At 72.4% G+C, this 18,637-nt stretch carries 20 protein-coding genes; 9 read left to right on the plus strand and 11 right to left on the minus strand.

Annotated elements, in window-relative coordinates; genetic code table 11:
* The first annotated feature begins 101 nt into the window (after window positions 1–101).
* Window positions 102–1,340: an MFS transporter gene (locus tag ACWD6N_RS20630; protein WP_387325844.1), complete on the plus strand. Its 1,239-nt coding sequence runs from the start codon at window positions 102–104 to the stop codon at window positions 1,338–1,340.
* A 33-nt stretch (window positions 1,341–1,373) separates the two neighbouring features.
* Here the strand turns inward: ACWD6N_RS20630 and ACWD6N_RS20635 are convergent, their stop codons facing one another.
* Genes ACWD6N_RS20635 through ACWD6N_RS20655 form a run of 5 tightly spaced genes read right to left on the minus strand, consistent with a single transcriptional unit; the run spans window position 1,374 to window position 5,947 of the window.
* Window positions 1,374–1,631, minus strand: coding sequence for a UBP-type zinc finger domain-containing protein (locus ACWD6N_RS20635; RefSeq protein ID WP_354964082.1), 258 nt, complete (start codon window positions 1,629–1,631; stop codon window positions 1,374–1,376).
* Entirely contained in the window at window positions 1,628–3,199 is a 1,572-nt protein-coding gene (locus tag ACWD6N_RS20640) for a Na+/H+ antiporter (RefSeq protein ID WP_387325847.1), read from the minus strand. Before ACWD6N_RS20640 ends, ACWD6N_RS20635 begins: the two co-directional genes overlap by 4 nt.
* Before the next feature lie 39 nt (window positions 3,200–3,238).
* Window positions 3,239–4,204 carry a TIGR03885 family FMN-dependent LLM class oxidoreductase gene (locus tag ACWD6N_RS20645; RefSeq protein ID WP_354964080.1) on the minus strand — a complete coding sequence of 322 codons (966 nt, stop codon included), beginning with the start codon at window positions 4,202–4,204 and terminating at the stop codon, window positions 3,239–3,241.
* A gap of 54 nt (window positions 4,205–4,258) precedes the next feature.
* Window positions 4,259–5,671 carry an NADP-dependent succinic semialdehyde dehydrogenase gene (locus tag ACWD6N_RS20650; protein ID WP_354964079.1) on the minus strand — a complete coding sequence of 471 codons (1,413 nt, stop codon included), beginning with the start codon at window positions 5,669–5,671 and terminating at the stop codon, window positions 4,259–4,261.
* Window positions 5,672–5,683: 12 nt separating this feature from the next.
* Window positions 5,684–5,947 carry a DUF6343 family protein gene (locus ACWD6N_RS20655; RefSeq protein ID WP_089016751.1) on the minus strand — a complete coding sequence of 88 codons (264 nt, stop codon included), beginning with the start codon at window positions 5,945–5,947 and terminating at the stop codon, window positions 5,684–5,686.
* Window positions 5,948–6,188: 241 nt separating this feature from the next.
* Between ACWD6N_RS20655 and ACWD6N_RS20660 the strand changes: the two genes are divergently transcribed.
* Window positions 6,189–7,040, plus strand: coding sequence for a GDSL-type esterase/lipase family protein (locus ACWD6N_RS20660; protein WP_450005067.1), 852 nt, complete (start codon window positions 6,189–6,191; stop codon window positions 7,038–7,040).
* Window positions 7,041–7,068: 28 nt separating this feature from the next.
* Here ACWD6N_RS20660 and ACWD6N_RS20665 read toward each other — a convergent pair whose 3' ends face one another.
* The 3 genes from ACWD6N_RS20665 to ACWD6N_RS20675 all read right to left on the minus strand — a co-directional run bounded on the left by ACWD6N_RS20665 (window position 7,069) and on the right by ACWD6N_RS20675 (window position 8,954).
* Window positions 7,069–7,815: an EcsC family protein gene (locus tag ACWD6N_RS20665; protein ID WP_354964077.1), complete on the minus strand. Its 747-nt coding sequence runs from the start codon at window positions 7,813–7,815 to the stop codon at window positions 7,069–7,071.
* 37 nt (window positions 7,816–7,852) lie between these two features.
* Entirely contained in the window at window positions 7,853–7,999 is a 147-nt protein-coding gene (locus ACWD6N_RS20670; RefSeq protein ID WP_354964076.1) for a hypothetical protein, read from the minus strand.
* 106 nt (window positions 8,000–8,105) lie between these two features.
* Entirely contained in the window at window positions 8,106–8,954 is an 849-nt protein-coding gene (locus ACWD6N_RS20675) for a peptidase M23 (RefSeq protein WP_354964075.1), read from the minus strand.
* A gap of 419 nt (window positions 8,955–9,373) precedes the next feature.
* Here ACWD6N_RS20675 and ACWD6N_RS20680 point away from each other — a divergent pair, with 419 nt between their 5' ends.
* Genes ACWD6N_RS20680 through ACWD6N_RS20690 form a run of 3 tightly spaced genes read left to right on the plus strand, consistent with a single transcriptional unit; the run spans window position 9,374 to window position 11,466 of the window.
* Window positions 9,374–10,294, plus strand: a complete 921-nt coding sequence (locus ACWD6N_RS20680; RefSeq protein WP_354964074.1) for a proteasome assembly chaperone family protein — start codon at window positions 9,374–9,376, stop codon at window positions 10,292–10,294.
* Window positions 10,295–10,331: 37 nt separating this feature from the next.
* Complete coding sequence (locus ACWD6N_RS20685; RefSeq protein WP_354964073.1) at window positions 10,332–11,129, plus strand: exodeoxyribonuclease III; 798 nt, start codon at window positions 10,332–10,334, stop codon at window positions 11,127–11,129.
* 19 nt (window positions 11,130–11,148) lie between these two features.
* Entirely contained in the window at window positions 11,149–11,466 is a 318-nt protein-coding gene (locus ACWD6N_RS20690) for an antibiotic biosynthesis monooxygenase family protein (protein ID WP_354964072.1), read from the plus strand.
* Between the two features lie 117 nt (window positions 11,467–11,583).
* Here ACWD6N_RS20690 and ACWD6N_RS20695 read toward each other — a convergent pair whose 3' ends face one another.
* A complete protein-coding gene (locus ACWD6N_RS20695; protein ID WP_354964071.1) occupies window positions 11,584–12,306 on the minus strand; it encodes a class F sortase in 723 nt (240 codons plus the stop codon).
* A 7-nt stretch (window positions 12,307–12,313) separates the two neighbouring features.
* On the minus strand, window positions 12,314–12,934 hold the full coding sequence (locus ACWD6N_RS20700) for a hypothetical protein (RefSeq protein WP_354964329.1): 621 nt from the start codon (window positions 12,932–12,934) through the stop codon (window positions 12,314–12,316).
* A gap of 130 nt (window positions 12,935–13,064) precedes the next feature.
* On the opposite strand from ACWD6N_RS20700, the gene trmB reads away from it, so the two are divergent.
* Window positions 13,065–13,763: a tRNA (guanosine(46)-N7)-methyltransferase TrmB gene (trmB, locus tag ACWD6N_RS20705; RefSeq protein WP_354964070.1), complete on the plus strand. Its 699-nt coding sequence runs from the start codon at window positions 13,065–13,067 to the stop codon at window positions 13,761–13,763.
* Between the two features lie 59 nt (window positions 13,764–13,822).
* On the plus strand, window positions 13,823–16,336 hold the full coding sequence (locus ACWD6N_RS20710; RefSeq protein WP_354964069.1) for a DEAD/DEAH box helicase: 2,514 nt from the start codon (window positions 13,823–13,825) through the stop codon (window positions 16,334–16,336).
* A 64-nt stretch (window positions 16,337–16,400) separates the two neighbouring features.
* On the opposite strand, the gene ACWD6N_RS20715 is transcribed toward ACWD6N_RS20710, so the two are convergent.
* Complete coding sequence (locus ACWD6N_RS20715; RefSeq protein ID WP_354964068.1) at window positions 16,401–17,120, minus strand: MBL fold metallo-hydrolase; 720 nt, start codon at window positions 17,118–17,120, stop codon at window positions 16,401–16,403.
* Window positions 17,121–17,235: 115 nt separating this feature from the next.
* On the opposite strand from ACWD6N_RS20715, the gene ACWD6N_RS20720 reads away from it, so the two are divergent.
* Both ACWD6N_RS20720 and ACWD6N_RS20725 read left to right on the plus strand, forming a co-directional pair.
* Entirely contained in the window at window positions 17,236–17,814 is a 579-nt protein-coding gene (locus ACWD6N_RS20720; protein ID WP_354964067.1) for a TetR/AcrR family transcriptional regulator, read from the plus strand.
* A gap of 124 nt (window positions 17,815–17,938) precedes the next feature.
* On the plus strand, window positions 17,939–18,583 hold the full coding sequence (locus ACWD6N_RS20725) for a hypothetical protein (RefSeq protein WP_354964066.1): 645 nt from the start codon (window positions 17,939–17,941) through the stop codon (window positions 18,581–18,583).
* Window positions 18,584–18,637: the final 54 nt, after the last annotated feature.

Consider the following 18,637-nt stretch of genomic DNA (forward strand, 5'->3'; position numbering starts at 1 on the left):
CTGTCCACCGCAGAATTCGACGAACGCGCCGGAGTCGGTCTGTGACGGGCACCGCACCACGAGGGACGTCGATGCGTATACGTCGGCCATAGGGTCGTTGTGTGTGTACCCAGGCGGGGATTCGTGGCCGATGGCGGTCATTGTCGCCGTTGCCGCCACCCGGCCACCTGCGCACCCTGTCGCTGGCCACCCTCGCCAACACGGTCGGTGCCGGGCTCTGGCTGACCGGTGTGGCGCTCTACCTCACCCGCGTCGTCGGGCTGACCCCGACACAGGTGGGGCTCGGGCTCACCCTGGCCGGCCTGGTCGGGCTGACCGCCAGTGTGCCGCTCGGCGGGCTGGCCGACCGCCGCGACCCACGGACCCTCCGTGCGGTCCTTCAACTGGCGCAGGCCGCCGTCGCCGTCGCGTACCTGCTGGTGGGCTCGTTTCCAGTCTTTCTGCTGGTGGCGACTCTGGACGCGCTGCTGGTCTCCGGCAACCTGGCGGTTCGTGCCGCGCTGGTGGCCGCCGTCGCCGGCCCGCAGGGACGGGTGCACGCCTTCGCCACGCTGCGGGCGGTGGCGAACCTGGGCATCGCGGTCGGGGCGGGGCTGGCCGGGTTCGCGCTGGCCGCCGACACGCATCTGGCGTACCAGATCCTGGTGGCCGGCAACGCGACCACCTATCTGGTGTCGGCGGCCCTGCTGATGCGGCTGCCGGCCCTCGCACCACCCACGCGTCCGTCGACGGCCGCCGCCCTTCGCCGGGGGCGGCCGCTGCGTGACGGCCGCTTCCTCGCGGTGAGCGGCGCGTCGGCGGTGCTCGCCCTCCATCAGACGGTGCTCACGCTGGTGGTGCCGCTCTGGGCGGTGAACCTGCTCGGGGCGCCCCCGCCCATCGTGTCGGCGGTGCTGCTGACCAACACCGTGCTCACCGTACTGCTGGCGGTGCGGCTCAGTCGGGGCGCGGACACCGCCGCGCCGGCCGCCCGGAAAATGCGCCGAGCCGGCCTGGTGCTGGCCACGGCGATGCTGCTGTACGCCGCCACCGCCGGCCTCCCCACCGCGCCGGCGGTCGCGCTCCTGCTGGTCGCCACCGTCGTCTACACCGTCGGCGACCTGTGGCACGGCGCCGCCGGGGCGGGACTGACCTACGATCTGGCGCCGCCGGACGCGATCGGCGCCTACCAGGGGGCGGACGGGATGTTCGCCGGTCTGGCCCGCGCCGTCGCCCCGGCTCTGCTGACGCTGGTGGTGCTCGACGGTGGCGTGCCCGGTTGGCTGGCCGTCGGAGGGCTCTTCGCCGTGGTGGGCCTGGCCAGCCCTGCGCTCACTCGGCGTGCGCTACCCCGTGACTGACGTTCGGGTGGAGGCACGTCGCCGCGAGCCCGGTCAGCCGATCTCCTCGTCGACGTAGCACCAGCGCCAGGCCTCGCCGGGCTGCGCCGAACGGATCACCGGGTGACCGGTGGACGCGAAGTGCTTGCTCGCGTGCTGGTTCGGCGACGAGTCGCAGCAGCCGACCTGCCCGCAGCTCAGGCAGGTGCGCAGGTGCACCCAGTAGGTGTCGCCGATGGCGACGCAGTCCGCGCACTCGTCGGCGGTACGCGCCTCGGCGGCTCCGGCCTCGGTCAGGTGCTGACAGCTCATTTCTCGACCTCCCGCAGCAACGACTCTTCCAGGTCCAGGTCACGATAGGCCTGCACCAGCACCTCCTCAGGTATCTGACCGGCGTCCCGGGCAGCCCGGAAGACGTCCCGCTCGGCGTCGATCATCTCCTGTCGCAGCCGACCGTACGCCTGCGAGGGGGTTTCCCGCTCGGAGCCACCGAGCCGTTCCCAGGCCATGTTCGTGCGGTCGTCCAGCGCCCGGCGCAGCCGGTCCACCACCGCCGGTGGCGCGTCGTCGGCCAACTCGTCGAGGCGGTCCTGGGCTGCCCGGCTGGCCTGCTGCTGCACCCCGGCGGCCGACAGCGCGTCCTGCACCGGGTCGTCCTGCGGCAGCTTCAGCCGGCGGGCGACGACCGGCAGCGTGGCTCCCTGGCCGACCAGGGTGACCACGATCACCGCGAAGGCCAGCCAGATGAACAACGCCCGGGGGTAGGGCTCGTCGTCGGCCAGGGTCAGCGGCAGGGCCAGCGCGGCGGCCAGGGTCACCACACCGCGCATCCCGGCCCAGCCGATGATGATGGGGAACTTCGGCGGCGGGGCCGGATCCCGGCGACGGATCCGGGGCACCAACCGGGCCAGGTAGGTGGCCGGGAAGAGCCAGACGAACCGGGTGAGAAAGACCGTGGCGAGCACGGCGAGGGTGATCGCGGTGAGCGAGCCGAACGGCTCGTCGAGGTCCCGCAGCACGTCCGGCAATTGGAGCCCGACCAGCAGGAAGACCAGCCCCTCCAGCAGGAAGCGGGCCAGCCGCCAGAACGCGCCGACCTGCAGCCGGGAGGCGGCCGAGAGCAACCGGGGCAGCTTGTGGCCGAGCACCAGCCCGGTGACCACCACCGCGACGACGCCGGAGGCGTGCACCTCCTCGGCGCCGAACACCACGGCGAATGGAATGATCAACGACAACGCGTTGTCCAGCAGCGGGTCGTGGATACGCCGGTGCAGGAAGCCGAAGACCAGCGCGCCGAGCAGACCGATCAGGATGCCGCCGCCGGCGGACCGCAGCACCTCGATGGCGACGTCGGCGGTGCCGACCGCCGAACCGGCGGTCGCCAGCGTCGCGACCCGCAGCAGCACCAGCGCCGTCGCGTCGTTGATCAGGCTCTCCCCCTCCAGGATGGTGACCACCCGGCGGGGCAGCCCGACCCGTCGGGCGACCGCGGTGGCGGCCACCGCGTCCGGGGGCGCGACCACCGCGCCGAGGGCCAGGCAGATCGCGAACGGCAGCTGCGGCAGCAGCAGGTGCAGCACGAGGCCGACCACGAACGCGGTGAACAGCACCAGGCCGACGGCGAGCAGCAGGATCGGCCGGATGTTGTTCTTGAACGCCGGCACCGAGGTCTCCAGCGCTGCCACGTAGAGCAGCGGCGGCAGGATTCCGACCAGCACCAGCTCCGGGTCAAGGTGCACCTGCGGAAGGCCCGGCACGAAGGAGAGCGCCAGACCGAGTACGACCAGCAGGATCGGCGCGAGCAGGCCGAGCCGGCGGGCCAGCGCCGCGCCCAGGGTGGCGATCGCCAGGAACACGACGACCGGAAACAGGCTTTCCATGGGACAGAAGCCTAGGGGTCCCAGGTAGTGGACCCCTGGTCAGCCGGCCGGGCGCAACTTCGGCAGCACCTCGGCGCCGAACGCGTCGATGAACCCGCGCTGCTCCTGCCCGACGTGGTGCAGGGCGATCTGGTCGAACCCGAGTTCCGCGTACTCCTCCAGCCAGCCCACGTGCCGGCCCAGGTCGGCCGAGACGTTCACGACCTCCGCGACCCGTTGCGGTGGCAGGTCGGCCGAGACCACGTCGAAGTGCTCGACGGTCTCCAGGTCCCAGCAGACCGGCGGGGCGAAGACGTTGCTGCGCCACTGGTCGTACGCGAGCGCCTCGGACTGCGCCTGCTCCGGCGCCCAGCTGACGTGCACCTGCAGGTGCAGTGGGCCGCGCCCGCCGGCGTCCCGGTACGCGTCGATCATCTCGCGCAGGTGCGCCACCGGCGCGTTCACGGTGATCAGACCGTCCGCCCACTTGGCGCACCAGCGGGCGGTGGCCACGCTGACCGCGGCGCCGACCAGTGCGGGCGGCTGCTCGGGCCGGGTCCACAGCCGGGCCCGGTCCACCCGGACCAGGCCGTCGTGGCTGACCTCCTCGCCGGCCAGCAGCGCCCGGATCACGTCGACGCACTCGCGCAGCCGGGCCGCGCGTACGTCCTTGCGCGGCCACGGGTCGCCGGTGATGTGCTCGTTGCTGGCCTCACCGGTGCCCAGCGCGGCCCAGAACCGACCCGGGTACATCGCGCCGAGGGTGCCGATCGCCTGCGCGATGATCGCCGGGTGGTAGCGCTGGCCGGGGGCGTTGACCACACCGAACGACATGCCGGTGGCCTGCAACGCGGCCCCCAGCCAGGACCAGGCGAAGCCGGATTCGCCCTGCCGGGCGCTCCACGGGGAGAAGTGGTCGGAGCACATGGCGGCGTCGAAGCCGGCCCGTTCGGCGTGCAGCACCGCCTCCAACAGGGCACGCGGACCGATCTGCTCGTGCGAGGCGTGAAATCCGAACAGCGTCATGCCGGCACTTCCTACCCGCGACCGCCCCCGCTGATGCCTGCAAGGAACCGCGGGCTACTCGGCGTGCGCGCCGGCGCCGGCCGAGGCCGCGCCCTGTCCCACCCAGACCGTCTTGGTGTTGCAGAACTCCCGCATGCCCAGCGCGGACAGCTCTCGGCCGTAGCCCGAGTTCTTCACGCCACCGAACGGCAGCTCCGGGAAGGAGGTGGTCATGCCGTTGATGAAGACGTTGCCGGCGTCCAGGTCGGTGGCGAAGCGTTCCTGCTCGGCCTCGTCCCGGGTCCACGCGTTCGAGCCGAGCCCGAAGGAGGTGCCGTTGGCCACCTCGATCGCCTCCTCGTACGACGACACCCGGTACAGGCCGGCGACCGGGCCGAAGACCTCCTCGCGCCACATCCGCATCTCCGGAGTGAGGTCGGTGACCACAGTCGGCGGATAGAACCAGCCGTCACCGGCCGGCAACTCGCCGCCGCAGAGCACGGTCGCGCCGTTGTCCACCGCGTCGCGTACCTGAGCGTGGACCTCGTCGCGACCGCTCTGGCTGGCCAACGGCCCCACGTCGGTGTCCTGGTCCATGGGGTCGCCGACCCGCAAGGCGGCCATGTTCGCGGCGAACTTCTCGGCGAAGGCGTCGAAGACGTCGGTGTGCACGATGAACCGCTTCGCCGCGATGCAGGACTGGCCGTTGTTCTGGCAGCGGGCGGTGGTGGCCACCTCGGCGGCCCGGTCCACGTCGGCCGAGGGCATCACCACGAACGGGTCGCTGCCACCGAGTTCGAGCACGGTCTTCTTCAGCTCCCGGCCGGCGACCTGGGCGATTGACCGGCCGGCGCGCTCGCTACCGGTGAGCGTGGCGGCGCGTACCCGGGGGTCGCTGAGGATCCGGTCGACGGCCTCCGAGCCGACGAGCACGGTGGTGAACGCGCCCTCCGGGAAGCCGGCCCGACGGAACACGTCCTCCAGCAGCAGCGCGGTCTGCGGCACGTTCGAGGCGTGCTTGAGCAGGCCGGTGTTGCCGGCCATCAGCGCCGGCGCGGCGAAGCGCATCACCTGCCAGAGCGGGAAGTTCCACGGCATCACGGCGAGCACCGGGCCGATCGGTTGGTAGCGGATGAACGCCCGGGTCGCCGTCACCGCCTTGGCGTCGGCCGGCTCGTCGGCGAGGAACGAGGGCGCCCGGTCGGCGTAGAACCGGCAGGCCGAGGCGCACTTGGTCACCTCGGCCTGTGCCGCGACGTACGTCTTGCCCATCTCGGTCGTCATGATCCGGGCGATCTCGTCCCGGTCGGCCTCCAGCAGGTCGGCCGCGGCGTGCATCCACCGTGCACGCTGGTCGACGGTGGTCTCGCGCAGCTGCTGGTACGCGAGGTCGGTGCGTTCGATGGCGGCGTCGAGCTGCTCGGTGGACATCGCTTCGTAGGTCTTGAGCACCTGTCCGGTGGCCGGGTTGGTGGTGGCGATGGGCATCTCGTCCTCCTGTCACTCGAACAGTGAGTGCCGGACGCCCGGCTGCTCGCGGCGGCGGGCGGCGCGGCGGCGCTGGATCACGACCAGGTCGACCACGGCGACCACGGCGAAGATCGCGCAGAGCACGCCGAGCCAGGCGAGGTCGGCCCAGAACGCCAGCACCGCGAAGAGCACCATGATCACCAGTCCGAAGCCGGCGAGGGTGAGCCGGAGGTTCAGCGCGCTGTACGCGTGGCCGACCGTGCCACGGGCGCGCCGGGGCTGCGATCTCGTCATACCTCCCGACCTACCCCAGATCGCCTGTGTTAACCGGCTGGCGTTCTTCCCATGGCCCGCAACGCCGGGGTGGCGATCATCCAACCGTCCCGCAAGGCGGCCCCCGGCGGCATGCACCTAGCACGCCGCAGGCGGTCGCGCCGCCGCTCTACCGCATACCCGACAGCAACTTCCCGATGAACCGCTTCCTACGCATAGAGTTACCGCTCTGTCGCTCTGTGCTGTGAAGACGGGGGATGTCATGCCTCGACGCTGGGTCACCGCGCTGGCCTGTCTCGCGGCGCTGGTCGCGCTGGCGTGCGAGGGCGGCACCTCGGCGAGCCCCCGCCCCACCAACGACACCCCGAAGCCCGGTGGCCCCGGTGGCATCGCCGCGCTCGGCGACTCGATCAGCACCGGCTTCGCCTCCTGCCTGGTGCTCACCTCCTGCGAGTGCAACTCCTGGTCGACCGGGGACGGCCTGCGGGTACGCAGCCTCTACCGGCGGCTGCTCGACCAGGACTCCGCGATCCGCGACCGGACGTACAACCACGCCCGGCCGGGGGCCCGCGCCGACGCGCTGGAGGGCCAGGCGAAGGCTGCGGTACGCGACCGCGCCGACTACGTCGCCGTGTTGATCGGGACCAACGACGTCTGCCGGGGTGGGATCGACGCGATGACACCGGTGGCGCAGTTCCGGGCCGACGTCGACCGGGGCCTGCGGGTGCTGCGGACCGGCCGACCGAAGGCCCGGGTGCTGGTGGTGAGCACTCCCGACCTGTACCGGCTCTGGGAGGTCGGGCACGGCGACCCGCGCGCGGTGCGCGCCTGGCGGCGGGGTGTCTGCCCCGCTCTGCTGGCCGACGCGACCTCGACGGCACCCGCGGACCGCGCCCGCCGGGCCGCCGTCCGCGAGCGGATCGACGCCTACAACGCCCAACTGGTGGCCGCCTGCCGGGCGTACGGGTCGCGCTGCCGGCACGACGGCGGCGCGGTGCACAAGGTCCGGTTCACCCTGGACCTGCTGAACCCGCTGGACTGGTTCCACCCCAACGCCGGCGGGCAGGGACGGCTCGCCGAGGTCACCTGGCGCGCCTCGGGCCTGGCCGACTGACTGGCCGGACGCGCCCGCGAGCGGTGGGTCAGGGGCGGCGGGGCTCCGGCAAGCTCGCACCGCGCGGGCGGTAGAGCGCACGGGATCGCTCCGCGAGATCCCTGGTGGCCGACGAGTTGGCCCAGGTGCCGAGCACGATCGCCGCGCCGGGCACGATCTTGGCCACCATCCGCTTGGCCGCCCGGACGCCGGCCATCTGGGCCAGCCGCACGCCGAGTCGCAGCATGACGTGGCCGAGTGGACGCTGGCCGCCCAGGCCGAAGAGCGCGTCGGCGCGTTCCCGGCCGGCGGCCACCCCGAGCGCCAGTCGGGCACTCTCGGCGACCTTGTGCACCCGCTGGAGCACCAGCAGGTCTGTGGCCCGGTCGGTGTGCAACGGGTCGACGTCGTACGCGGCGGCGATGTGCAGCACCATCCGCGCCTGGGTCCAGGCCAGCACACCCACGTCGAGCACGGCGCCGGGCAGCCCGGCCGCGCCGGAGACGGCCCCGGAGAGGCGGGCCAGATTGAGGAACTTGCGGGCCGCCTGGTCCGCAAGGACGTCGGCGGAGACGCCAGCCTGATCAGCCCGGGCCCGGGCTGCCCACTGGACGGCCTCCGGCCCGAGCCGGCGCACCGCCTCCAGGGCGAGGTGCTCCGGGGCGTACTGCGGATCCGCGCGCATCCGGTCCCAGAGCCGGGCAGGCGGCCCCTCGGGGGCGTCCATCGGCAGGTTGGCGGACGGTTGGGGGGTGGGCGCGGCGGGCTGGCCGCCGACGGGTGGGGTGTCTGTCACCGGGTCTCCCCAGGGGTCGGTACGGCCGGTGGAACGGTCAGCGGCGGCGGTTGGACAGCCGGGCCGCCAACCCCTTGAGCTTCTGCTGGTTGCTGGGCTTGGCCAGCTCGCGCCGACCCCGGTCGACCAACTGCTGCCCCTTGGGTGATCTCAGGAACATGCTGATCCGCTGCATCAGTGACATGACGTCCTCCTGTCGGTGATCCCGCTGTCATGTGTACCCCGAACCCGCAACGGATGTACCCGGGACCCGACAGGCTCAACCCCAACCGTCCATAGTGGCCGGTAGGTTACCGCCCGGCCGGCACGATCGCGTCGACGACCCGGTTGGCCCGCCACTCGTGCTGCTGGTAGTGCTCGGGATACGCGGAGACCTGCACCGCCTGGGCGGCATCGGTGAGCCGCATCTGCTGCCAGCCGGGCACCTGCTCCAGCGCGCTGAGGAACTGGCTGGTGGCGAACTCGGGGTCCATCAGCCGGCTCACCGGGCCCCAGCCGCTGCTGGAGCGCTGCTGGAACAGTCCGACGGAATCGTGGTCCCAACCGACGCCCTGGTGCGGATAGTCCTGCGACTCGGGCAGCACGCCGCTGGCCACGTTGTACAGGTTGCTCTCCTGCATGGCCGTGGCCACCGCGATCACCAGGCCGCGGCGGGGCACGCCCATCTTGCGGCCGGTGCGGACGATCGCCTCGGCGTTCTCCATCTGGTCCTCATCCAGCCCGGCGACGGGGGCCGGGTCGGTCGGCCGCGCCGGGGCGGCCTTGCGCGCCGACCGGGTGGTGTCCGGGTCGGCGGCGGACGGGGTGGCGGTGGGCGTGGCCGGGACGGCGGCCCGGTCGAGACCACGGGAGGCATGCTGCTGCTCGGCACGCTGCACCAGCTCCGAGCTTCCGGCGAGCGAATCGGAGCGCACCGCGCCAGCGCTCTCGTCGCGGACCTGCGCGACGGCGGCCAGGCCGAGGCAGCAGACCACGCCGGTGGCGAGCGCCACCTGTGCCCGGCGTCGATCCGTCAGGTCCCGGGCGTACGCCCGGATCCGGCTCGCGGCGGTTGTCCGTTCGGCTGAGGTGCCATCCTCCATATCGGCAGTGGGCCTGCTCGGGGCGTACGGGTCGTCGAGGGTGCCGTCGTCACGCATCAACCGAGGCTAGGCAGGCGGAAACCCCGATCACGCACGGTGATCACGTGGCGCTCGCCACAGATCCGGGCCCGCCCGGTGGACGACCGGGGCGCGTCGACCCGCCCGGGGAATGGACCTCGCGTACCGGATGAAGCCGGCGTCGCACGCAGCCGGGACGGCACGCGACACGGACGGACATCCGACCCCGGGCACCGACATGATCGACAAACTCGGCCTTTGGGCTGAACCACCCTCGGCCGATCGGGCGGCAGGGCCGACCTGGCGGCGTAATCGGGTGATTAGTCCGGTCGCGCCCATCCACCGGGCGACGGATCGCCCCGAGCAGGAATGCACCAGGATGGCGGGTACGTTGCCCGAACCGGGTGCCGTCCGTCGCGTCGGCATCCCGTAGGCACATTCCAGGGAGGTCCGCACCGGTGCTCGACCCACACGAGCTCTACCAGCTCACCGACGATCTGCCCGACCTCGGGCAACCGGTCATGATCCAGGCCCTCACCGGGTTCGTGGACGCCGGCAACGCCAGCCGGCTGGCCCGCGAGCAGCTGCTCACCTCGCTGGAGAGCCGGCCGATCGCCACCTTCGACGTGGACCAGCTCTTCGACTACCGCTCGCGGCGCCCCGTGATGACCTTCGTCGAGGACCACTGGGAGAGCGTCGACGCGCCCGAGCTCGAGCTGCACCTGCTGCACGACGACGACGAGACCCCGTTCCTGCTGCTCACCGGCCCGGAGCCGGACCTGCAGTGGGAGCGGTTCGTGGCCGCGGTCGCCGGGCTCACCGCCCGCCTGGACGTCCGACTCACCGTCGGGCTCAACTCGATCCCGATGGCGGTGCCGCACACCCGGCCGACCGGGGTGACCGCGCACGCCACCCGGCCCGAGCTGATCGCCGGGTACGAGCCCTGGCTGCAACGGGTCCAGGTGCCCGGCAGCGTCGGTCACCTGCTGGAGTTCCGCCTCGGCGAGCAGGGCCGTGACGCGCTCGGCTTCGCCGCCCACGTGCCGCACTACGTGGCGCAGACCGAGTACCCGGCCGCCGCCGAGGTGCTGCTCACCTCGGTGTCCCGCAGCACCGGGCTGCTGCTGCCCGGCGACGGGCTGCGCTCGGCCGCCGAGGTGGTCCGGGTGGAGATCGACCGGCAGGTCGCTCAGACCGAGGACGCCGCCGCCCTGGTCCAGGCCCTGGAGGAGCAGTACGACGCGTTCGCCCGGGGCCGCGGTGAGAAGAGCCTGCTCGCGCCGGACGCCGGCCCGCTGCCCACCGCCGACGAACTCGGCGCGGAGCTGGAACGGTTCCTGGCCGAACAGACCCGTCCCGGCGACACCCCGGGCAGCTGACCCGGCGTCGCGGGGGCGGATGCGGCAGGCTGGAGACATGCGCCTGGCAACCTGGAACGTGAACTCGGTGAAGGCCCGGCTGCCCCGGCTGCTGGAGTGGCTGGCCGGCACCGGGCCGGACGTGGTCTGCCTGCAGGAGACCAAGTGCCCGGACGGCGCCTTTCCGGTGGCCGAGGTGGGCGAGTTGGGCTACACCGTGGCCAGCCACAGCGACGGCCGTTGGAACGGGGTCGCCATCCTGTCCCGGGTGGGGCTGGACGACGTCCGGGTCGGGTTCGCCGGCGAGCCCGGCTTCCCCGAGCCGGAGGCCCGGGCCATCTCCGCCACCTGCGACGGGGTGCGGGTCTGGTCGGTGTACGTGCCCAACGGCCGTACGCCGGACGACCCGCACTACGCGTACAAGCTGGCCTGGTTCGCGGCGCTGCGTGACGCGCTGGACGCGGAACTGGCCGGCGGGCTGCCTCTGGCCGTCTGCGGCGACTTCAACGTCGCCCCGACCGACGCCGACGTCTGGGACCCGGCCGTCTTCACCCACTCCACGCACGTCACGCCGGCCGAGCGGGCGGCTCTCGCCGCGCTGCGCGATCTGGGGCTGAGCGACGTGGTGCCGACCCCCATGAAGGGGCCACACCCGTTCACCTACTGGGACTACCGCGCCGGGATGTTCCACCAGAACAAGGGCATGCGGATCGACCTGGTGTACGCCTCCGCGCCGTTCACGCGGGCGGTCCGCTCGGCGTACGTGGACCGGGAGGCCCGCAAGGGCAAGGGCCCCTCCGATCACGCCCCGATCGTGGTCGACGCCGATCTGGTACCCGTCGTCGAGACGTTCTGAGCCTGGTTAGGGTGAGTGGATGGCAGTTGTGAAGATCAACGCGATCGACGTCCCACCGGGTGCCGGCGCGGAGTTGGAGAAGCGGTTCGCCGCGCGAGCCGGCGCGGTGGAGAACTCCCCCGGCTTCCTCGGCTTCGAGCTGCTCCGGCCGGTGGCCGGCGAGACCCGCTACTTCGTCTACACGAAGTGGGAGAGCGAAGAGGCGTACCAGGCATGGGCCGCGGGTCCGTCCCGCGCCGCCCACGCCGCCGCGCCGGGCGACAAGCCCCGCCCACCGGTCTCCACCGGCGCCAGCCTGCTGGAGTTCGAGGTGGCCCTGCACGTCCCCCAGCCCTAGTCGGTCATTCCGGAGATCGTTTGATCCACTCGGGATCCGCGATGCAGGGGTGTCCGGGCCAGCGGGACACCCCCACATCACTGAGACCGTGTTGAGCAAGGCCGGAGGCAGGCGATGTCAGGGCTTGCGGGAGGACTGGAGGGTGGCGAAGGCGATGACATTGTCGGCGTAGCCGGTGCGGCCGCCGATGAACTGGCCACCGCAGGTGATCAGCCGCAGCCCCGGTGGGCCGTCGTGGCCGTAGATCCGCTCGGCGGGCAGTTGGTCCTTCGGAAAATGCTCGACCGTGTCGATCTTGAACACCACCACCGACCTGTCCGCCCGGGCCACCTCGATGAGGTCGCCGGGATGCAGCTTGCCCAGGTCGTAGAAGACCGACGGCCCGCTCTTGGTGTCCACGTGTCCCACGATCACCGCCGGGCCGGGCTCGCCGGGCGTGGGTCCCCGGTCGTACCAGCCGGTCTCGTTGTGCCGCTCCAGCGGGGGTACGGCGATCGAGCCGTCCCGCGCCTGCCCGACCGGCGCCACCGGCGCGGCGACCTTGATCGCCGGCACCGAGAGGCGCACCGGGCGGCTGGCCGACAGTCCGACCGTCTCGCTGCGGGCCGGCCGGTCACCGCCGGCCGGCGCCCAGTCGAGCGGGCCGACCGAGCGGCCCAGCCCCGCCCCTGTGGCGAAGACGCCGGCCAGCACCAGCACCACGGCCACCGGCACCGTCCAGGGGCTGCGGCCGGGCGGACGGCCGGGCGGACGGCTGCGCCGGGGCGCGACGGCGGTCGGCGGGCGGCCGGCCACCGACGGACGGTCGGCGGGCGGCTGCGAGGGGCGGAAGATCTCCATGGCGGCCTCAGCGGCGGGAGACGCGCGGCCGGCGCAGGGCCACCACGGCGAGGATCAACCCGGCGATGGTCAACGCCGCGCCACCGGGCAGCAGCAGATTGCCGGTCATGCCACCGGCGGCGCCGCCGAAGCCGGTGGCCGGACCCCGACTGGGCTGGATCTTCTTGACCACCTGGAGCATCGTCGAGGCGGTCTCGCCGTCGCGGCACTCCAGCTTGACCCGGTAGTTGCCGGGGCGGGTGCGCTCGCGCACCATCGGCGCGGCGGTGAGCACCCCGCGCTGCGGCTGCACACCGACCGCGCCGAAGGCATCGGAGACCACCGTGGCCCCCACCGAGTTGTCCCGGCAACTGGCCCGGATGCCGACCAGGTAGCCGGGCTGCACCGTGCTCGGGCTCACCTCGACGAAGACATCCACCACCGGGCTGGGCTGGGGTGCGCCACCGGGCGGGCCGGGCTGCGGCGCGCCGAGCGCGGGCGCGGCGAGCACGAGAGCGGCCGTGGGCACGCGAACGGGCGTGGTGTCGGGTGCGCGGGCGGCGGCGTGTGCGGGAGCGGTGGCCAGCAGGAGGCCGGCGAGCATGGTCACCACCGACAGGGTCACGCCGCCGCGGGTCACTGTCACGATGCCCCCTCTCGACGCCGTGCGGCCGTGCCGGGAAGCGGACCAGCCGGCCTGCCGTACCAGTTGGATCCTCTCATTCCCGGTCGCACATCACATCCGATCCGCCGACCGGGTCGCGTACGCTCGGGTCGCTGTGACCGCCACCGACCATGACCCCGCCGCCCCGCCCACGAGCCGGGCGATCCGCACCTTCCACCCCCGACGGGGCCGGATGAGCGGCCGGCAGACCGATGCGCTGGACCGGCTGTGGCCCCGCTACGGCCTGGACGTGTCGGACGAGCCCGTCGACCTCGTCGGCCTGTTCGGCCGCCGGGCGCCGGTGGTGCTGGAGATCGGCTCCGGCATGGGCGACAGCACCGCCGCGATGGCCGCCGCTGACCCGGACCGAGATTATCTGGCGGTGGAGGTGCACACGCCGGGAATCGCGAACCTGCTCGACCTGGTGGACAGCGCCGGCCTGGGCAACGTGCGGGTGGCTCGGGGCGACGCGTTGGACCTGGTCCGTGGCCTGCCCGAGGGCGTCCTGGACGCCGTGCACGTCTTCTTCCCGGACCCGTGGCCGAAGGCCCGCCACCACAAGCGGCGGATCATCCAGCCGGCACACGTGGCGCTGCTGCGCTCCCGCCTGACCCCGGGCGGCCCGCTGCACTGCGCGACCGACTGGGCCGAGTACGCCGAGGCGATGCGGCAGACCCTGGACGCGGATCCGGGGCTGGTGGACGCGTACGGCGGGTTCGCGCCGCGTCCGGCGCACCGCCCGGTGACGAAGTTCGAGCGACGGGCGCACACCGCCGGCCGGCCGGTCGCCGACCTGATCTACCGCCGCCGGTAAGGGTGTCGCGGCGACCCGGTTGGCACCGGGGGGCATGATCCAGGCACCATGGACGGGATATGACGCTCACCGCCGCGCTGCCGACAAGCGCCGACCCCGACACCCTCTTCGACGCGTTCGCCGGTTGGGCGAAGGATCTCGGCCTCGACCTCTACCCCCATCAGGAGGAGGCGGTCATCGAGATCGTCTCCGGCGCCAACCTGATCATGAATACGCCCACCGGCTCGGGTAAGAGCCTGGTGGCGGTCGCCGCGCACTTCGCGGCCCTCGCGGACAGCCGGACCACCTTCTACACCGCGCCGATCAAGGCGCTGGTGTCGGAGAAGTTCTTCGCCCTCTGCGAGGTGTTCGGCGCCGAGAACGTCGGCATGCTGACCGGCGACGCCAGCGTCAACGCCGACGCCCCGATCATCTGCTGCACGGCGGAGATCCTGGCCAATCTGGCGCTGCGCGAGGGCTCGAAGGCCGACGTCGGCCAGGTGATCATGGATGAGTTCCACTTCTACGCTGAGCCCGACCGGGGCTGGGCCTGGCAGGTGCCGATCATCGAGCTGCCGCAGGCCCAGTTCATCCTGATGTCCGCCACCCTGGGGGACACCACCCGGTTCGTCGACGACCTGACCCGGCGCACCGGGCGGCCGACCGCCGTCGTCCGCTCGGCCGAGCGGCCCGTCCCGCTGATCTTCTCGTACGCCATGACGCCGCTGCACGAGACGCTCGAGGAGCTGCTGGAGACCAAGCAGGCCCCGGTGTACGTGGTGCACTTCACCCAGGCCGCCGCGCTGGAACGCGCCCAGGCGCTGATGAGCGTCAACGTCTGCACCCGCGCCGAGAAGGACATGATCGCCGAGGCGATCGGCGGGTTCCGGTTCACGTCCGGCTTCGGCAAGACCCTGTCCCGGCTGGTCCGGCACGGCATCGGCGTCCACCACGCCGGCATGCTGCCCAAGTACCGCCGGCTGGTCGAGACCCTCGCGCAGGCCGGCCTGCTCAAGGTCATCTGCGGCACCGACACCCTCGGCGTCGGCATCAACGTGCCGATCCGCACCGTGCTGTTCACCGGCCTGTCCAAGTACGACGGGGTCCGTACCCGTCTGCTCAAGAACCGCGAGTTCCACCAGATCGCCGGGCGGGCCGGCCGCGCCGGCTTCGACACCATCGGCCGGGTCGTGGTGCAGGCCCCCGAGCACGTGATCGACAACGAGAAGGCCCTCGCCAAGGCCGGTGACGACCCGAAGAAGCGGCGCAAGGTGGTCCGCAAGAAGCCGCCGGAGGGCTCGATCGGCTGGGGTCAGCCCACCTTCGACCGGCTGGTCGACGCCGAGCCGGAGCCGCTGACCTCCAGCTTCCAGGTCAGCCACTCGATGCTGCTGAACGTCATCGGCCGGCCTGGGGACGCGTTCACCGCGATGCGGCACCTGCTCACCGACAACCACGAGGACGCCGCCGCGCAGCGCCGGCACATCCGCCGCGCCATCGCCATCTACCGGGCGCTACGCGCCGGCGGGGTCGTCGAGGAACTGCCCGAGCCGGACGAGACCGGCAGACGGATCCGCCTCACCGTCGACCTCCAGCTCGACTTCGCCCTCAACCAGCCGCTCTCCCCCCTCGCCCTGGCCACCATCGAACTGCTCGACGCCGAGTCACCGTCGTACGCCCTGGACGTCCTCTCGGTCGTCGAGTCGATCCTCGACGACCCCCGGCAGATCCTCTCCGCGCAGCAGTTCAAGGCGCGCGGCGAGGCGGTCGCCGCGATGAAGGCCGAGGGCATCGAGTACGAGGCCCGCCTCGAACTGCTCGACGAGGTGACCCACCCGAAGCCGCTCGCGGAGCTGCTGGAGGCCGCGTACGAGATGTACCGGCAGGGGCACCCCTGGGTCGCCGATCACCAGCTATCCCCCAAGGCCGTGGTCCGCGACATGTACGAGCGGGCGATGACCTTCACCGAGTACGTGCAGTTCTACGGGCTGACCCGCTCGGAGGGCCTCGTCCTGCGCTACCTGGCCGACGCGTACAAGACGCTGCGGCAGACGGTGCCCGAGGACGCCAAGACCGAGGAGCTGATCGACCTCATCGAGTGGCTGGGCGAGCTCGTCCGCCAGGTCGACTCAAGCCTCATCGACGAGTGGGAGCGGCTGCGCAACCCGTCCGACGTGGCGGAGGTGGCCCAGGCGCACGCAGCCCTGACCGACCGGCCGCCGGCGGTGACCCGCAACGCGCGTGCGTTCCGGGTGCTGGTGCGCAACACGCTGTTCCGCCGGGTCGAGCTGGCCGCGCTGCGCCGCTGGGACCTGCTCGCCGAACTGGACGCCGGCGACGGCTGGGACTACGACGCGTGGGCCGACGCGCTGGGTCCGTACTTCGAGGCGTACGACTCGATCGGGATCGGGCCGGACGCACGCGGACCGGCGCTGCTCATGATCGAGCAGGGCCGGGAGCGGTGGACCGTCCGGCAGATCTTCGACGACCCGGACGGCGACCACGACTGGGGCATCAGTGCCGAGGTCGACCTGGCCGCCTCGGACGAGATCGGCGCCGCCGTAATCCGGATCACCGACGTCGGCCAGCTCTGACTCGATGCCGGAGGCGGAACCCGCCTCCGGCACACCACCGGCGTCGGCCTCGGCCCGACTCCGCTCACCGGGCCTCGGCCACCGCCCTGATCCGGCGCACCGCCTCGCGGACGCCTCCGTTCCACGGGGTGCCGTGACCGGGGAGGATCCACGTCGCCGGCAGGTCCTCGATGCGGGCGAGTGAGGCGAGCGCCAGCGCCGGGTCGTCGGTGAACGGCGCCGGCTGCGGGCCCTGGAGGCCGGTCAGCACGTGCCGGGTGGTGAGCGCGTCCCCGACGAACACCGCGTCGGCGACCGGCACGTGCACGGCGATGCTGCCCGGCGAGTGGCCGGGCATCCCGATCACGCGAGGGGCACCGGGCAGGTCGAGCACCTGACCGTCCTCCACGGCGGTCACCTCGGTGAGGTGGGTCGTGCGCATCCCGCCCTTGCGGCTCGCGTACCAGATGAAGCGCGCAGTCGCACCCACCTTGACCTTCCCGAAGGACGCCTTGGGCTTGACCTCGCCGCGGGCGCGGGCGGCGTCCGCACCGTGCACGTAGACCGGCACGCCGTGATCGCGTCGGAGCCGCTCGGCGAACCCGATGTGGTCGGTGTCGCCGTGGGTGAGGATCAGCCCCCGAACGTCGGCGAGCGAGCGGCCCATGCCGGACAGCTCCGCCACCAGCTCCCGCCAGTGACCGGAGAGCCCGGCGTCGACGACGGTCACACCCTCCTCGGTCTCGATCAGGTAGACGGCGACGATGTCGTTGCCGATGCGGTGCAGGTGTGGCCCGAGCTTCATGGGTGCCTCCCGAAGTGACGTCACGTCTCGTATGGCTACGGTACATAGCTATCATGGCTAAACGCTATAGCTATCATGGTGACGGCCGTCGCCCAGCCCCGGAAGGAGCACCCGCATGCCGACCCCCGACCGGACGTCGCTCGCCGACATCATCGAAGCCGCACGCGGCATCCTGGAGTCGGAGGGACTCCCGCGCCTGACCATGCAGGCGGTCGCCGAGCGGGTCGGTGTGCGCGCCCCGTCGCTCTACAAGCGGGTCCGCAACCGCGACGCCCTGATCCAGCTCGTCGCCGAGGCCGTCGTCCGCGACATGGGCGAGCAGCTCAGCGCCGTTGCCAGCAGCGGCGACCCGGGCAGGGACCTCGGCGAGCTGGCCCGCGCCTTCCGCGCGTTCGCCCACGCACACCCGGCCGGCTATCAGCTGATCTTCGCCAACAGCCGCCGGGAGACCCGGCCCAGCCTCGATGCCCTCACCCAGGCCAGCGCCCCCGCCCTGCGCGTCGCCGCCGCCCTCGCCGGGCCCGAGCACGCCCTGGAGGCCGCCCGCATGTTCACCGCCTGGGCCAACGGCTTCGTCAGCATGGAGTACGCGGGCGCCTTCAACCTCGGCGGCGACCTCGACGAGGCCTTCGAGTTCGGCGTCAGCCGCCTGACCGCCGCCTTCGCGCCCCCGAAACCGTCCCGGGCCGACTGACCGCCGGTGGCCGCGAACCGGCACCAATCGGCCCACCCGCTTCGCCAGTTCTCCCGCTGGGCAATGTCAGACCCGTCGATTAGAATGTGTGTACTAATCGAGATCCTGACCTGGGAGGACGCCCGTGACCGCGCCCGCCTCCACGCCCCTCACCCCCTACGCCACACTGCTCGGCTTCACCCGCTACGTCGACCGCAACGGCCCCACCAAGGCAACCTTCGTGGGCGGCCTGCGCAAGCAGCGGGCCAGCCGCTCCGGCTTCAACCCGCACGGCCAGTTCGTCAAGGCCCTCAAGGCCGACATCGCCTTCCACACCGGTGGCACCCACCTCACCGGCGTGGTCGACGTGGTCAAGCCACGCTGGCGCCCGCTCTACCAGGCGCTGGTTCCCGGCGCCACGGCCTGGCTGCACTCCCTGGGCGAGCCGCCCGCCGTCGACCTGGCCCAGACCCGCGACGCCCTCGCCATGCTCGGCGATCTGCCAGTCAAGATCAACCCCCACTTCGGCGTACGGCACGCCGACGGCCGGGCCGAGGCGGTCCGGCTGCACTTCGACGAAACCCCGCCGAGTCCGGAGTCCGTGCTCGCCACCCTGCACCTGATGGCCCGGCACATGGACGCGGTGCTGCCGCACGCCGAGCCGGTCCTGGTCGACGTCCGACGCGGCCAGGCCCACCACATGCCCGCCGACGCCAAGCCCGACCAGATCGAACGCTGGCTGGCCGGCGAAGCCGCCGCCTTCCGCGCCATCTGGTCCACCGCCGCCTGACCCATCTCGCCGGCCGGGGCGGCTGCCCTGCGAGATCACGCTCGATCCCGGATG

It is taken from the genome of Micromonospora sp. NPDC005163, assembly GCF_053599835.1.